The sequence below is a fragment of the Geodermatophilus sp. SYSU D00879 genome (assembly GCF_054050375.1).
Map to the genome: position 1 here is coordinate 197,797 of NZ_JBJGZF010000003.1, position 14,092 is coordinate 211,888.

General features: G+C 75.5%; 17 protein-coding genes and 1 tRNA gene. 17 read left to right on the forward strand and 1 reads right to left on the reverse strand.

From position 1 onward, the window contains the following. Positions 1–14: 14 nt before the first annotated feature. Together ACI79B_RS06570 and ACI79B_RS06575 are read left to right on the forward strand one after the other, a co-directional pair. A tRNA-Val gene (locus ACI79B_RS06570) sits at positions 15–86 on the forward strand. 100 nt (positions 87–186) lie between these two features. Beyond that, a complete protein-coding gene (locus ACI79B_RS06575; RefSeq protein ID WP_456926725.1) occupies positions 187–912 on the forward strand; it encodes a VOC family protein in 726 nt (241 codons plus the stop codon). Between the two features lie 63 nt (positions 913–975). Here the strand turns inward: ACI79B_RS06575 and ACI79B_RS06580 are convergent, their stop codons facing one another. Beyond that, positions 976–1,521 carry a dihydrofolate reductase family protein gene (locus ACI79B_RS06580; RefSeq protein ID WP_456926726.1) on the reverse strand — a complete coding sequence of 182 codons (546 nt, stop codon included), beginning with the start codon at positions 1,519–1,521 and terminating at the stop codon, positions 976–978. A 110-nt stretch (positions 1,522–1,631) separates the two neighbouring features. Here ACI79B_RS06580 and ACI79B_RS06585 point away from each other — a divergent pair, with 110 nt between their 5' ends. The 15 genes from ACI79B_RS06585 (at position 1,632) to ruvB (ending at position 14,072) form a co-directional block, all read left to right on the forward strand. Beyond that, on the forward strand, positions 1,632–2,063 hold the full coding sequence (locus tag ACI79B_RS06585) for a hypothetical protein (protein ID WP_456926727.1): 432 nt from the start codon (positions 1,632–1,634) through the stop codon (positions 2,061–2,063). Between the two features lie 57 nt (positions 2,064–2,120). Further along, positions 2,121–2,510: an HNH endonuclease gene (locus ACI79B_RS06590; protein ID WP_456926728.1), complete on the forward strand. Its 390-nt coding sequence runs from the start codon at positions 2,121–2,123 to the stop codon at positions 2,508–2,510. Between the two features lie 10 nt (positions 2,511–2,520). Continuing rightward, on the forward strand, positions 2,521–3,060 hold the full coding sequence (locus ACI79B_RS06595; RefSeq protein WP_456926729.1) for an MOSC N-terminal beta barrel domain-containing protein: 540 nt from the start codon (positions 2,521–2,523) through the stop codon (positions 3,058–3,060). Between the two features lie 102 nt (positions 3,061–3,162). Next, positions 3,163–5,226 (forward strand): threonine--tRNA ligase, encoded by a 2,064-nt coding sequence (gene thrS, locus ACI79B_RS06600; protein ID WP_456926730.1) that lies wholly within the window; start codon positions 3,163–3,165, stop codon positions 5,224–5,226. Next, on the forward strand, positions 5,223–5,816 hold the full coding sequence (locus tag ACI79B_RS06605; RefSeq protein WP_456926731.1) for an HIT family protein: 594 nt from the start codon (positions 5,223–5,225) through the stop codon (positions 5,814–5,816). Before thrS ends, ACI79B_RS06605 begins: the two co-directional genes overlap by 4 nt. A 2-nt stretch (positions 5,817–5,818) precedes the next feature. Beyond that, positions 5,819–6,451 carry a phosphatidylinositol phosphate synthase gene (gene pgsA / locus ACI79B_RS06610; protein WP_456926732.1) on the forward strand — a complete coding sequence of 211 codons (633 nt, stop codon included), beginning with the start codon at positions 5,819–5,821 and terminating at the stop codon, positions 6,449–6,451. After that, positions 6,448–7,383: a phosphatidylinositol mannoside acyltransferase gene (locus tag ACI79B_RS06615; protein WP_456926733.1), complete on the forward strand. Its 936-nt coding sequence runs from the start codon at positions 6,448–6,450 to the stop codon at positions 7,381–7,383. The genes pgsA and ACI79B_RS06615 overlap by 4 nt, the downstream gene beginning before the upstream one ends. Further along, complete coding sequence (locus ACI79B_RS06620) at positions 7,383–8,594, forward strand: glycosyltransferase family 4 protein (RefSeq protein ID WP_456926734.1); 1,212 nt, start codon at positions 7,383–7,385, stop codon at positions 8,592–8,594. Before ACI79B_RS06615 ends, ACI79B_RS06620 begins: the two co-directional genes overlap by 1 nt. A 10-nt stretch (positions 8,595–8,604) precedes the next feature. Continuing rightward, entirely contained in the window at positions 8,605–9,144 is a 540-nt protein-coding gene (locus tag ACI79B_RS06625) for a hypothetical protein (protein ID WP_456926735.1), read from the forward strand. Between the two features lie 66 nt (positions 9,145–9,210). Next, positions 9,211–10,113 carry a pyridoxal 5'-phosphate synthase lyase subunit PdxS gene (gene pdxS, locus ACI79B_RS06630; protein ID WP_456926736.1) on the forward strand — a complete coding sequence of 301 codons (903 nt, stop codon included), beginning with the start codon at positions 9,211–9,213 and terminating at the stop codon, positions 10,111–10,113. Next, positions 10,110–10,778, forward strand: coding sequence for a pyridoxal 5'-phosphate synthase glutaminase subunit PdxT (pdxT, locus tag ACI79B_RS06635; RefSeq protein WP_456926737.1), 669 nt, complete (start codon positions 10,110–10,112; stop codon positions 10,776–10,778). The genes pdxS and pdxT overlap by 4 nt, the downstream gene beginning before the upstream one ends. Next, on the forward strand, positions 10,775–11,527 hold the full coding sequence (locus ACI79B_RS06640) for a YebC/PmpR family DNA-binding transcriptional regulator (RefSeq protein WP_456926738.1): 753 nt from the start codon (positions 10,775–10,777) through the stop codon (positions 11,525–11,527). The genes pdxT and ACI79B_RS06640 overlap by 4 nt, the downstream gene beginning before the upstream one ends. Before the next feature lie 145 nt (positions 11,528–11,672). Continuing rightward, complete coding sequence (gene ruvC, locus ACI79B_RS06645) at positions 11,673–12,239, forward strand: crossover junction endodeoxyribonuclease RuvC (protein ID WP_456926739.1); 567 nt, start codon at positions 11,673–11,675, stop codon at positions 12,237–12,239. Next, positions 12,236–12,874 (forward strand): Holliday junction branch migration protein RuvA, encoded by a 639-nt coding sequence (gene ruvA / locus ACI79B_RS06650; protein WP_456926740.1) that lies wholly within the window; start codon positions 12,236–12,238, stop codon positions 12,872–12,874. Before ruvC ends, ruvA begins: the two co-directional genes overlap by 4 nt. A gap of 73 nt (positions 12,875–12,947) precedes the next feature. Further along, positions 12,948–14,072, forward strand: a complete 1,125-nt coding sequence (gene ruvB / locus ACI79B_RS06655) for a Holliday junction branch migration DNA helicase RuvB (protein WP_456926741.1) — start codon at positions 12,948–12,950, stop codon at positions 14,070–14,072. The last annotated feature ends 20 nt before the right edge of the window (positions 14,073–14,092 follow it).

Here is a 14,092-nt window from a genome sequence, read left to right on the forward strand (position 1 = left end):
ATGGACGGCGCAACGGGCGATTGGCTCAGTGGTAGAGCGCTTCGTTCACACCGAAGAGGTCACTGGTTCGAACCCAGTATCGCCCACCGGCACGAGAGGGCCGGGCTCCCGACGGGGAGCCCGGCCCTCTCGTCGTCCAGGGGAAACCGCGTTGTCGCCCCGGCCCGGCCGCCCTAGCGTCGCCGGGTGCCCTGTTCCCTGGTCGCCCTCACCGTCGACGCGGCCGACCCCGCCGAGCTCGCCCGCTTCTGGGCCGGCGTCCTCGGCTGGGACACCGCCGCCGACGACCCCCGCGGCGGCGTCGCGCTCGTGCCGGCCGACGACACCGGTTTCCTGCTCCGGTTCGCCCCGACCGACCGGCCCAGGGTGGGCCGGAACCGGGCGCACCTGGACCTGACCAGCACGTCGCCGGAGGAGCAGCAGCGCACGGTGGCCCGTGTCCTCGCGCTCGGCGGGCGGCACGAGGACGTCGGCCAGGGCCCCGAGGAGCTGCACGTCGTGCTCGCCGACCCCGAGGGCAACGAGTTCTGCGTCATCGAGGCAGGCAACCGGTTCCTCGCCGACTGCGGGTTCGTCGGGGCGCTCGCCTGCGACGGCACGCGGGACGTCGGGTCGTTCTGGAGCGAGGCGCTGGGCTGGCCGCTGGTCTGGGACCAGGACGAGGAGACGGCGATCCGCTCGCCGCACGGCGGTCCGAAGATCACCTGGGGCGGGCCGCCGCTGCCGCCGAAGGCGGGCAAGAACCGGTGGCACCTCGATGTCGCCCCGCCCGCCGACGGGGACCAGCGGGCGGAGGTGGAGCGGCTGCTCGCGCTGGGGGCGACCCCGGCCGACGTGGGCCAGGGGGACGTCGGCTGGGTGGTGCTGGCCGACCCCGACGGCAACGAGTTCTGCGTGCTGCCGTCCCCGTAGACGACGAGAGGGCCGGGCTCCCGACGACGGGGAGCCCGGCCCTCTCGCGCCGGTCCCGGCGGCTCAGGCGGCCGGGCCGTAGGTGAGGTGCGCGACGCCGTTGCTCAGCGCCTCGACGCCGACCAGCGACAGCTTCTGCTTCGTGCCCTCGGGGAACAGGTGGATGCCCTCGCCGACGGCCACCGGGTACACGTACAGGTGCAGCTCGTCGACCAGCCCGTCGGCGACCAGCGCCCGCACGAGGGTGGCGCTGCCGCTGACGTAGAGGTCCCGGTCGGCCTTGAGCTCCCGGATCCGGTCGGCGTCGTAGCCGCCGAGGGAGGTGGAGTTCCGCCACACGCCCTCGGCGTCGTCCAGCGTCGAGGAGACGACGTACTTGGTCGTGTCGTTGAAGAACGGCGCGCCGGGGTCGTCCTCGACGGTCCGGGTGGACCACGCCGGCGCGAACATCTCGAAGGTCGTGCGGCCGAGCAGGATGCCCGTCGCCGGCGCGGTGATCGACCCGATGGAGGCGGCCAGGTCGTCGGGGAACCCGTAGTCGACCGTCCACATCGGTGCGTCGACGACCCCGTCGACGGTGGTGAACTCGTGCACCCGGATGACGCCCATGTCTGCTCCTCGGTCGGTCGGCCGGCCCTGTCGGCCGGTCTCGTCGGGTCAGACACTGGCCGATCCCGTTTCTCATCGGTGGCGGACCCGCCGTGCTGCACGATGCGGGCATGGAGTCGACCCCGCCGGTGCCCGATGCGTACACGCTGCGCGCCGTCGTCGAGCTGGAGGTGGCGCTCGAGGCGGGGACGGCGGTCGACGCCGCGCACGCCGTCGTCGGGGACCTGGCGGTGCGGGCCTTCGGCCCCGGGGTGTTCGGCTGGATCGGCGAGGCGCTGGCCGACGAGGGCCGGGACCCCGAGGACTGGGCGGCGCTCCTCGCCGACGACGCCCTCGCCGGCCGCGTCCTCGCGCACCTGCGGGACCGCGCCGGCGACGACGGCACGGCGGCGGGCGACCTCGTGTGGTCGGCCTCCCCGCCCGGTGCCGGCCCCGGCCGGGAGCGGTTCCGGCGGGCGGTCCGCCGCCGCCGGCAGGCCGCCCTGACGGCCGCGCTGCTACCGCGGCCCCCGCGGGTGGCCGGGCGCGCCCGCCGCGATTGACGCACCAGGCCCGGCGCACCCGCCGCCCGCGTCCGGATCGAGCGCACCATGGGGGTGATGGCACTGGACAGGGTCGCCCGGCTGGACGCGGCCGTGGAGCGGGACGGCCCCACCTGCATCTGGTGCGGCCGCCGGCTCACCGGGCACGTCCCGCCCACCACCGAGCACGTCGTGCCGCGGGTCAAGGGCGGCCCGTCGTGGCTGGAGAACGAGGTGGCCGCCTGCCGGCGGTGCAACGGCGAGCGCGGGCACACCGCGCCGGTCGAGTGGCTGGAGGAGTGCCTGCGCCGCGGCTGGCCCGCCGACGAGGAGCGGCTGGCCCGCGTCCTGACCGGGCTGGCCGAGGCGATCGCCGTCCGCGGCGGGCAGCGCCGGGCCCGGCCGTACCTGGAGTCCCAGCTGCGCCGGCTGCGCCGCCGCGGTGTCGTCGTCGCCCGGTCCGCCTAGCCTGGCCCGCGTGAGCGCGGGGACGGTCGTCGGCATCTCGGTCTACCCGGTCCGCGGCTGCGCCGGGACGCCCCTGCGGTCCGCCGACGTCGGCCCCGCCGGGCTGGCCGGGGACCGCGAGACCGCCGTCGTCGACCTCGACGGGCGGGTGCTGCGCGGCAAGGACGCTCCGGCACTCGCCGGCGTCGTCCCCACCGGCCACCCCGACCTCGACACCGCCGCCGTCGCCGCAGCGCTGGGCCGGCCGGTGCGGCTCGAGCCGCTGACCGGCCGCCCCGAGGGCGCCGCGGCGGTGCACCTGGTCTCCCGGCAGGCGCTGGACCGGGCGGCGGCCGGCGTCGTCCCGGCCGGCTGCGGCACCGAGGACCCGCGGGCCAACCTGCTCCTCGACCTGCCCGCCGACGACGAGCGGACCTGGGTGGGCCGCCGGCTGCGGCTGGGCTCGGCCGTGCTGCAGGTCACGCGGCTGCCGAAGCACTGCCTGGGCGTCTACGCCGAGGTGGCCGAGCCGGGGACGGTCACGGTCGGCGACGAGGTCCTCCCCACGTAGTCGGGTCCCCGGGGCCGGTGCGGACGCTCGTTAGGCTGGCCGGTGCGCGTCCGCCTCCGGCCGGGCGCCGTCCGAGCACCTCGCGACCCCCCAGGAGCCCCCGTGTCCGCCGCGCCCACCCCTGCCGCAACCGCCCCGATCCGGGTGCCGGCCGGGACGACGGCCGAGCAGGCGCTCAAGGAGGCCGGGGTCGCGCTCAAGGGCCCCGACGGCGCCGTCGTCGTCCGCGACCTCGCCACCGGCGACCTGCGCGACCTCGCCTGGGTCCCCGACGCCGACGCCGAGGTCGAGCCGGTCGCCGCCGCCAGCCCCGAGGGCCGCGCGGTCATCCGGCACTCGACCGCGCACGTGCTCGCCCAGGCCGTGCAGGACCTGTTCCCCGGCACCCGGCTGGGCATCGGCCCGCCGGTGGAGAACGGCTTCTACTACGACTTCGACCCGGAGAAGCCGTTCACCCCGGAGGACCTGCAGGCGCTGGAGAAGCGCATGCAGCAGATCGTCAAGGCCGGCCAGCGCTTCTCCCGCCGGGAGATCAGCGACCACGACGCCCGCGCCGAGCTCGCGCACGAGCCGTACAAGCTCGAGCTGATCGGCCTCAAGGGCGGCGAGGCTGCGTCCTCCGATGACGGCGCCTCCGTCGAGGTCGGCGGCGCGCAGCTGACCATGTACGACAACCTCGACCCGCGCACCGGCGAGCGCGTGTGGACCGACCTGTGCCGCGGCCCGCACCTGCCGCGCACCTCGACCATCCCGGCGTTCAGCCTCACCCGGTCGGCGGCGGCCTACTGGCGGGGCAGCGAGAAGAACCCGCAGCTGCAGCGGGTCTACGGCACCGCGTGGGAGAGCCGCGAGGCGCACAAGGCCTACCTGGAGCAGGTCGCCGAGGCCGAGCGCCGCGACCACCGCCGGCTGGGCGCCGAGCTGGACCTGTTCAGCTTCCCCGACGAGATCGGGTCGGGCCTGGCGGTGTTCCACCCGAAGGGCGGCGTCGTCCGGCGGGAGCTGGAGGCCTACAGCCGGCAGCGGCACGAGGAGGGCGGCTACTCCTTCGTCAACACCCCGCACATCACCAAGGGCCGGCTGTTCGAGATCTCCGGCCACCTCGACTGGTACGCCGAGGGCATGTACCCGCCCATGCAGCTCGACGAGGAGCGCGATGCCGACGGCACCGTCCGCCGGCAGGGGCAGGACTACTACCTCAAGCCGATGAACTGCCCGATGCACAACCTGGTGTTCGGGTCCCGCGGCCGCTCCTACCGGGAGCTGCCGCTGCGGCTGTTCGAGTTCGGCACCGTCTACCGGTACGAGAAGTCCGGTGTCATCCACGGGCTCACCCGCGCCCGCGGCTTCACCCAGGACGACGCGCACATCTACTGCACCCCCGAGCAGATGGCCGGGGAGCTGCGCGGGCTGCTCGACTTCGTGCTCGGCCTGCTCGCCGACTACGGCCTCTCCGACTTCTACCTGGAGCTGTCCACCCGCAACCCGGACAAGTCCGTGGGGTCGGACGAGAGCTGGGAGGTCGCCACCGAGGCGCTGCGGCAGGCGGCGCTGGACTCCGGCCTCGAGCTCGTCCCCGACCCGGGCGGCGCGGCGTTCTACGGCCCGAAGATCTCCGTGCAGGCCCGCGACGCCATCGGCCGCAGCTGGCAGATGTCGACCATCCAGGTCGACTTCAACCTCCCCGAGCGGTTCGGCCTGGAGTACACCGCCGCGGACGGCTCGCGCCAGCGGCCGGTGATGCTGCACCGGGCGCTGTTCGGCTCGATCGAGCGCTTCTTCGCCGTCCTCACCGAGCACTACGCCGGCGCGTTCCCCGCGTGGCTGGCGCCGGTGCAGGTGGTCGGCATCCCGGTCACCGACGACCAGGTCGGCTACCTGGACGACGTCGCGCTGAAGCTGCGCGCCCGCGGCATCCGGGTCGAGGTCGACGACTCCGACGACCGCATGCAGAAGAAGATCCGCAACGCCAGCAAGCAGAAGGTGCCCTTCGTGCTCATCGCCGGGGCCACCGACGCCGAGGCCGGCGCGGTCTCCTTCCGCTACCGCGACGGCAGCCAGCGCAACGGCGTGCCGGTCGACGAGGCCGTCGACGCCGTCGCCGCCTGGGTCGCCGCGCGGCACAACGTCGACCCGACGGCGGACGCCCCCCTGGAGTCGCGGTGACCGTGGGGCCCGACGGCTTCACGGTCCCCGTCTCCGCCGACGACGGCGGGCCGGCCGCCGTCTTCGAGCACCTGTGGACGCCCTACCGGATGGCCTACATCCGGGGCTCGGGCAAGCCCACCGGCGAGCACGACTGCCCGTTCTGCCTCATCCCGTCCATGCCGGACGAGCAGGGACTGGTCGTGGCGCGCGGCGCGACCGTCTTCGCGGTGCTGAACCTCTACCCCTACAACGCCGGGCACCTCATGGTGGTCCCGTACCGGCACGTGCCCGACTACACCGACCTGACCGACGGCGAGGTCGCCGAGCTGGGCGCGTTCACGCAGACGGCGATGCGGGTGGTGCGGCAGGTGACCGGAGCACACGGTTTCAACATCGGGATGAACCAGGGATCGGTGGCGGGGGCCGGCATCGCCGATCACCTGCACCAGCACGCGGTGCCGCGCTGGGGCGGCGACACGAACTTCATGCCGGTCATCGGCCTCACCCGGGTGCTGCCGCAGGTGCTGGCCGAGACCCGCAGGCTGCTGGCCGCGGCCTGGCCGGGCGCGGCGTCGCCGGCTCCGCCGTCCGCGCCGGCGGGGGACTGACCGTGCTGGGCTCGGGTGCCCGGGCGGCCGTCGGCCGGTTCTGGGCACCGGTGGTCACCCGGCTGGCGCGGGCCGGGGTGACGCCGGACGCGATCACGGTCACCGGGACCGTCGGCGCGATCGCCGCGGCGGTCACCCTCATCGCCACCGGGCACCTGTTCTGGGGCGCGTTCACCGTCACGCTGTTCGTGCTGCTCGACATGCTCGACGGCGCGCTCGCGCGGGCCCGCGGCGGCGGGTCGGCGTTCGGCGCGGTGCTGGACTCGACCTGCGACCGCGCCGTCGACGCCGCGGTCTTCGGGGCGCTGGTGTGGTGGTACACCGGCGCGGGCGACGACCGGCTGCTCGCCCTGCTGGCCATGGTGGGGCTCGTCCTCGGCGTGCTGACCAGCTACACCAAGGCGCGGGCCGAAGGCGTCGGCATCCCGTGCGACGTCGGCCTCGTCGAGCGCACCGAGCGGCTGATCCTCGTGCTGACCGGCACCGGCCTCACCGGCCTGGGCCTCCCGTACGCCGTCGACGTGGGGCTGTGGCTGCTGGTGGTGGGCGGCGCGGTGACCGTCGCCCAGCGGGTGGCCGCCGTCCACCGCGGCGCCCGCGGGAAGTCGCTGACGCCGACGGCGCCGGCCCCGTGAGCAGCCTCCGGGCGCGGGCGGCCGCGCGGGCCACCGACGTCGGCTACGCCGCGGGCTGGCAGGCGGTGCAGTGGCTGCCCGAGCCGGTGGCCCGCGGCGCGTTCGACGCGGTCGCCCGGTTCGCCGCCGGCCGCGAGGGCCGGGGCACCCGCCAGCTGCGGGCCAACCTGCGCGTGGCCACCGGCGGCAAGCTCGCCGAGGACGAGCTCGACGCGCTCACCGCCCGCGCGCTGCGCTCCTACGCCCGGTACTGGCAGGAGGCCTTCCGGCTGCCCCGCCTGGGCACCGCGCGGGTGCTGCGCGACACCGTCGTCCCCGGTATCGACCACCTCGCCCGCGCCCGCGCGCAGGGCCGGCCGGTGATCCTGGCGCTGCCGCACAGCGGCAACTGGGACGCCGCCGGGGTGTGGTTCCTCGACTGGCTCGGCGAGCCGTTCATGACCGTCGCCGAGCGGCTGCGGCCGGAGTCGCTGTACGAGCGGTTCCTCGCCTACCGGGAGACCCTCGGCATGCGTGTGGTGCCCCTGACCGGCGGGGAGCGGCCGAGCTCGGCGGTGCTGCGGGAGTGGCTGGAGGCCGGGCGCTCGGTGTGCCTGCTGGTCGACCGGGACCTCGGCTCCGGCGGCGTGCCCGTCGAGTTCTTCGGCCGGCCGTCCACCATGCCCGGCGGCCCCGCGCTGCTGGCCGCGCAGACCGGCGCCTCGCTGCACCCGGTCACCTGCCGGTTCAGCGAGCGCGGCTGGGTGCTGCAGGTCGGCGAGGAGGTGCCGCTGGACGGCGGGGCCCGGCTGCGGGACCGGGTGGCGACGGCGATGCAGGGCGTGGCCGACGCGTTCACCGCCGACATCGCGCGGCAGCCGGAGGACTGGCACGTGCTCGGGCGCATCTGGGCCGACGTGCCGCCCGACCCGCCGGCGGGGGAGCGTCGCTGATGCGGATCGGCCTGGTCTGCCCCTACCAGTGGGACGTCCCCGGGGGCGTCCAGTACCACGTGCGCGACCTGGCCGAGACGCTGCGCGGGCTCGGCCACCACGTCGAGGTGCTCACCCCGGCCGAGCACGAGGAGTCGCTCACCGACCCCTGGCTCACCTGGGCCGGGCGCACCGTGCCGATCCCGTACAACGGCTCGATGGCCAGCGTGCAGTTCGGGCCGGTGTCCGCCGCGCGGGTGCGCCGCTGGCTGCGCGAGGGGCACTTCGACGTCGTCCACGTGCACGACCCGGCGCCGCCGTCGATCGGCCTGCTGGTCTGCATGATCGCCACCGGCCCCATCGTGGCCACCTTCCACGCCGCGACCGTGCGGTCGAAGTGGCTGGCCGCCTGGGGGCCGGTCGTGCGCCCCTGGCTGGAGAGGATCACCGGCCGGATCGCCGTCTCCGACTTCGCCCGCCGCGTGCAGGTCGAGCACCTCGGTGGCGACGCGGTGATCATCCCGAACGGCGTGCACGTCGGGTTCTTCGCCGAGGGCCCGGCCCTGCCCGGGGCCGCGCGCGGCGTCGACGGGCCGACGATCGGGTTCCTCGGCCGCTACGACGAGCCCCGCAAGGGCCTGCCGGTGCTGCTGGAGGCGATGCGGACCGTCGTCCGGGAGCACCCCGGCGCCCGGCTGCTGGTGGCCGGCCGCGGCGACCCCGACGCCCTGCGCGAGGCGGTGGGGGAGGACCTGCGCGCGCACGTCGTCCTGCTCGGCGAGATCCCCGAGGCCGACAAGGCCGCCTTCCTGCGCTCGGTGGACGTCTACTGCGCGCCCAACCTGCTCGGCGAGTCCTTCGGCGTGGTGCTCATCGAGGCCATGGCCGCCGGCGCGCCGATCGTGGCCAGCGACCTCGACGCGTTCGCGCGGGTGCTCGAGGACGGCGCGGCCGGGGTGCTGGTGCGTCGCGGGGACAGCGCGGCGCTGGCGCGGGCGCTGTCGGACCTGCTCGCCGACCCCGCCCGCCGGACGGCGCTGTCGGCGACCGGCAGCGAGGTGGCCGCGGGCTACGACTGGCAGGTGGTCGCCCGCCGGGTGCTCGCCGTCTACGAGACCGTCGTGCTCCCCGGCGCAGGGCAGGTCACGGCCGGCGACGACGAGGCGTGGCCGGAGGTGACGGCCACCACCGACGGGGTGTTGCCCTCCCTGCTGAGGCGCGTCCGCCGCTAGCGTGCCTCGGGTGACACCCGGCGCCTGGATGCTCGTCGCCGCGGTCGTCGTCGTCCTCGTGCTGGCCTGGACCGCCTGGACGCTCACCCGGCTGCGGCGGCTGGAGGCCCGGGTCGCCCGCGCGCGGACGGTGCTCGAGGACCGGCTGCGCTCCCGCGCGGCGCTGGCCGAGGACCTGGGCTCCGGGTACAGCGCCGCGCTCGGTGAGGACCGCGCGACCCGGCTGAAGACCGCCGCCTACGAGGCGCGGCGGACGCCGGCCGGCGACCGGGAGCTGGCCGAGAACGCCCTGGGCCGGGAGCTGCGCGCGCTGCCGGCGGAGCTTCCGGGGGTCCCCGCGGAGCTGCTCGCCGGGCTGGCCGAGGCCGAGGCCCGGATGGGCCTGGCCCGGCGCTTCTACAACGACGCCGTCCGGGACACCGCGCTGCTGCGCCAGCGGCGGCTGCCCCGGCTGCTGCGGCTGCACGCCGGCCGGCCGCTGCCGCGGTTCTTCGACGTCGAGGACCGCCTGGACGCGGTCCCCACGGGCGCCGGCACGCCCCGCGGCTGAGCCCGCCTACGCTGGGCCGGGCCGCGCGGTCGTGCGGCCTGCCCGCCGCACCACCCAGGAGCAGTCGTGTCCGACCCCACCGCCCTCCCCGTCACCGGCACCTCCCGCGTCAAGCGCGGCCTCGCCGAGCAGCTCAAGGGCGGGGTGATCATGGACGTCGTCACGCCCGAGCAGGCGAGGATCGCCGAGGACGCCGGCGCCGTCGCCGTCATGGCGCTCGAGCGGGTGCCCGCCGACATCCGCGCGCAGGGCGGCATCGCGCGGATGAGCGACCCCGACATGATCGACGGGATCGTCTCCGCCGTCTCGATCCCGGTCATGGCCAAGGCCCGCATCGGGCACTTCGTCGAGGCGCAGGTGCTGCAGAGCCTCGGGGTCGACTACGTCGACGAGTCCGAGGTGCTCACCCCGGCCGACGAGGCGCACCACATCGACAAGCACGCGTTCACCGTGCCGTTCGTCTGCGGCGCCACCGACCTGGGCGAGGCGCTGCGGCGGATCGCCGAGGGCGCGGCCATGATCCGGTCGAAGGGCGAGGCGGGCACGGGCAACGTCGTCGAGGCGACGCGGCACGTGCGGGCGATCCGGGCCGGCATCCGGCGGCTGGGCACCCTCGACGAGGCCGAGCTGTTCGTCGCGGCGAAGGAGCTGCGCGCGCCGCACGACCTGGTGGCCGAGGTGGCCCGCACGGGGAAGCTGCCGGTCGTGCTGTTCACCGCCGGCGGCATCGCCACCCCGGCCGACGCGGCGATGATGATGCAGCTGGGCGCCGAGGGCGTGTTCGTGGGCTCGGGGATCTTCAAGTCCGGCGACTCGGCCCGGCGCGCCGCCGCGATCGTCCAGGCGACGACGTTCCACGACGACCCCGACGTGATCGCCAAGGTCTCCCGCGGGCTGGGCGAGGCGATGGTCGGGATCAACGTGGACACGCTGCCCGACTCGCAGCGGTTCGCCGCGCGCGGCTGGTGAGCGCGCCCCGGATCGGGGTGCTCGCGCTGCAGGGCGACGTCCGTGAGCACCTCGCGGTCCTGACCGGGCTCGGCGCGGACGCGGTGCCGGTGCGGCGCCCCGCCGAGCTGGCCGCCGTCGACGGGCTGGTCCTGCCCGGCGGTGAGTCGACCACGATGGCGAACCTCGCCGTCCGCACCGGGCTGCTCGAGCCGCTGCGCGCCGCGGTCCGCGGCGGTCTGCCGGTGTACGGCACCTGCGCCGGGCTGGTGCTGCTGGCCGACCGGCTCCTCGACGCCCCGCCCGGCCAGCAGACGATCGGCGGCCTCGACGTCACCGTGCGGCGCAACGCCTTCGGCCGGCAGGCCGACTCCTTCGAGTCGCGCGTCGCGGTGCAGGGCGTGCCCGGCGGCCCGCTGTCGGCCGTGTTCATCCGCGCGCCGTGGGTCGAGGAGGCCGGGCCGGGGGTGCAGGTCCTCGGGCGGGTCGAGGGCGGAGCGGCCGACGGTAGGATCGTCGCGGTGCGCCAGGGCGACGTCGTGGCCACCAGCTTCCACCCCGAGCTGACCGGGGACACCCGGGTCCACGCGTTCTTCGTGGAGATCGTGCGGCGCGCGGTCGGCGGGGCGGTCGCAGTCCCCAGCGGCGCCGGTGCCGGCGCCCCCGACCTCGGAGGAGCACAGTGAGCGGCCATTCCAAGTGGGCGACCACGAAGCACAAGAAGGCCGCCATCGACGCCAAGCGCGGCAAGCTGTTCGCCAAGCTGATCAAGAACATCGAGGTCGCGGCGCGCACCGGCGGCGGTGACCCCGCGGGCAACCCGACGCTCTACGACGCCATCCAGAAGGCGAAGAAGTCCTCGGTCCCCAACGACAACATCGACCGCGCGGTCAAGCGCGGTTCGGGCGCCGAGGCCGGCGGCGTCGAGTACCAGTCGATCACCTACGAGGGCTACGGCTCCGGCGGCGTCGCGGTGCTCATCGAGTGCCTCACCGACAACCGCAACCGGTCCGCCTCCGAGGTGCGCACCGCGATGACCCGCAACGGCGGCTCGATGGCCGACCCCGGCTCGGTGTCCTACCTGTTCACCCGCAAGGGCGTCGTCGTCGTCCCCAAGGCCGACGGCGTCGACGAGGACACCGTCCTCGTGGCGGTCCTCGACGCCGGTGCCGAGGAGGTCCGCGACCTCGGCGACACCTTCGAGGTCGTCTCCGAGCCCGGTGACCTGGTCGCCGTCCGCACCGCGCTGCAGGACGCCGGCATCGACTACGACTCCGCCGAGGCCGGGTTCGTGCCCAGCGTCACCGTCGAGCTCGACGAGGAGGGCGCCGGCAAGGTGTTCCGCCTCATCGACGCGCTCGAGGACCTCGACGACGTCCAGAACGTCTACGCCAACTACGACGTCTCCGACGAGGTGCTCGAGAAGGTCGGCTGAGGGAGCTCCTCCTCTCCCTCCCCGCCGCGCACGGCCGGGGCCGAGCACCGCTCCCCGGACCGTCCTGCGTGTTGCGCGACGGCGCCGTCGTCGGGGACGGTTACGGTTGCGGTCGAACACGCGTTCGGTGAGAGGGGGAGCGGGCATGCGGGTGCTCGGCATCGACCCGGGGCTGACCCGGTGCGGCTGGGGTGTGGTCGACGGCCGTCCCGGCGCGCGCCCGGCCGCCGTGGGCGTCGGGGTAATCCGCAGCTCCGCGGACCTGGACCTGGAGCTGCGGCTGCTGGAGCTGCACACCCAGGTCACCGCGCTGCTGCGCGAGCACCGGCCCGACGTCGTGGCCATCGAGCGGGTGTTCACCCAGAACAACAAGGGCACCGCCACCGGCACCGCGCAGGCGGCCGGCGTCGCGGCGCTGGCCGCGGCGCAGGCCGACCGGCCGGTCGCCTGGCACACGCCCAGCGAGGTCAAGGCGGCCATCTCCGGCAACGGCCGCGCGGACAAGGAGCAGGTCACCCTGATGGTCACCCGGGTGCTGGGGCTGGCGTCGGCCCCCAAGCCGGCCGACGCCGCCGACGCCCTGGCACTGGCGGTCTGCCACGTGTGGCGCGGCCCGGCCCAGGACCGGCTGCGGGTCGCGGCGATCGCCGGCGGCATCGGCGCGCCGGTGGTGCAGCGGACGCTGCCCCGCTGGCAGGGGGTGTCCCGGTGATCGCCTCGGTGAGCGGCCGGGTCGCCGCGGTCGGCCCCGAGGGCGCGGTCGTCGAGGTCGGCGGCATCGGCCTGGCCGTGCAGTGCACGCCCGGCACCATCGCCCGCCTCACCGTCGGGGAGGACGCCCGCCTGGCCACCAGCCTGGTCGTGCGCGAGGACTCCCTCACCCTCTACGGCTTCGCCGACGACGACGAGCGGCAGCTGTTCGAGCTGCTGCAGACCGCCAACGGCGTCGGCCCGCGGCTGGCGCAGGCGGTGCTGGCCATCCACCCGCCGCGCGAGGTCCGCCGCGCGGTGTCCATGGCCGACGTCAAGGCGCTCACCCAGGTGCCCGGCATCGGCAAGAAGGGGGCCGAGCGGCTGATCCTCGAGCTGCGCGACCGGCTGGGCTCGACCACCACCGACACGCAGCTCGACGGACCCGCCCCGGCCGGCCTCGCGCCGGTCACCCCGGTGGCGCCCTGGCGCGACCAGCTGTCCTCGGCGCTGGTCGGGCTCGGCTGGTCCACCAAGGAGGCCGACACCGCCCTCACCGCCCTCGCGCCGGTCGCCGAGGAGCAGCTCACCAGCACCGGCCGGGTCGACGTCGCGCTGCTGCTGCGCCAGGCGCTGCAGCTGCTGGGCCGGGCGTGAGCGAGCGTGCGAGCGAACCGATGAGCAGAGCAGCGCCGCGCACGCGGCCGACGAGCGCCAGCGAGGAGGACGCGTGAGCGCCCCGTTCGACCGGTCGCTGACCGGCGAGGTGGAGTCCGGCATCAGCCGCGACTTCGCCGTCTCCCCGCAGGCCGGGGACGAGGAGCGGGTGGTCGAGTCCGCGCTGCGGCCGCACTCGCTGCACGACTTCATCGGCCAGCCCAAGGTCGCCCGCCAGCTCGCGCTGGTCCTCGAGGGCGCCAAGCGCCGGGGCCGGCCGCCGGACCACGTGCTGCTGTCCGGTCCGCCCGGGCTCGGCAAGACCAGCCTCGCGCTGATCATCGGCTCGGAGCTCGGCACCTCGGTGAAGATCACCAGCGGCCCGGCGATCGAGCGCTCCGGCGACCTCGCCGCGATGCTGTCCAACCTCGGCCCCGGCGACGTGCTGTTCATCGACGAGATCCACCGCATCGCGCGGCCCGCCGAGGAACTGCTGTACATGGCGATGGAGGACTTCCGGGTCGACGTCGTCGTCGGCAAGGGGCCCGGCGCCACCGCGATCCCGCTGGAGATCAACCCGTTCACCCTGGTCGGCGCCACCACCCGCGCGGGGCTGCTGACCGGGCCGCTGCGCGACCGGTTCGGCTTCGTCGGGCAGATGGAGTTCTACGAGCCGGCCGAGCTGCAGCAGGTGCTCGCCCGCAGCGCCGCGCTGCTCGGCGTCGAGCTCACCGACGACGGCTCGGCCGAGATCGCCGGCCGCTCCCGCGGGACGCCGCGCATCGCCAACCGGCTGCTGCGCCGGGTGCGCGACTACGCCGAGGTCGAGGCCGACGGCCGGGTCACCCGCGCGGTCGCGCAGGCCGCGCTGGCGCTCTACGACGTCGACGACCTGGGCCTGGACCGGCTGGACCGGGCGGTGCTCGAGGCGCTCGTCGTGCGCTTCTCCGGCGGGCCGGTCGGTGTGTCCACGCTGGCGGTCGCGGTGGGCGAGGAGCCGAGCACCGTCGAGGAGGTGTGCGAGCCGTTCCTCGTCCGCGCCGGGCTGCTCGCCCGCACCCCCCGCGGGCGGGTGGCCACCGAGGCGGCCTGGCGGCACCTCGGCCACCCGGTGCCGCGCGGCGGTATCCCCCTCGGGGGTGTCACAGCCGTCCCGCGTGACCCGGGCGCGTCGTCGGAACCCCTGTTCGACGCCTAGACTCATCGGCGCTGGCGCGC

Excerpts from the sequence above, each read along its gene's own strand:
- ACI79B_RS06620 (WP_456926734.1), top strand. The coding sequence starts at position 7,383 with ATGCGGATCGGCCTGGTCTGCCCCTACCAGTGGGACGTCCCCGGGGGC.
- ACI79B_RS06590 (WP_456926728.1), top strand. The coding sequence starts at position 2,121 with ATGGCACTGGACAGGGTCGCCCGGCTGGACGCGGCCGTGGAGCGGGAC.
- ACI79B_RS06580 (WP_456926726.1), bottom strand. The coding sequence starts at position 1,521 with ATGGGCGTCATCCGGGTGCACGAGTTCACCACCGTCGACGGGGTCGTC.
- ACI79B_RS06585 (WP_456926727.1), top strand. The coding sequence starts at position 1,632 with ATGGAGTCGACCCCGCCGGTGCCCGATGCGTACACGCTGCGCGCCGTC.
- ruvC (WP_456926739.1), top strand. The coding sequence starts at position 11,673 with ATGCGGGTGCTCGGCATCGACCCGGGGCTGACCCGGTGCGGCTGGGGT.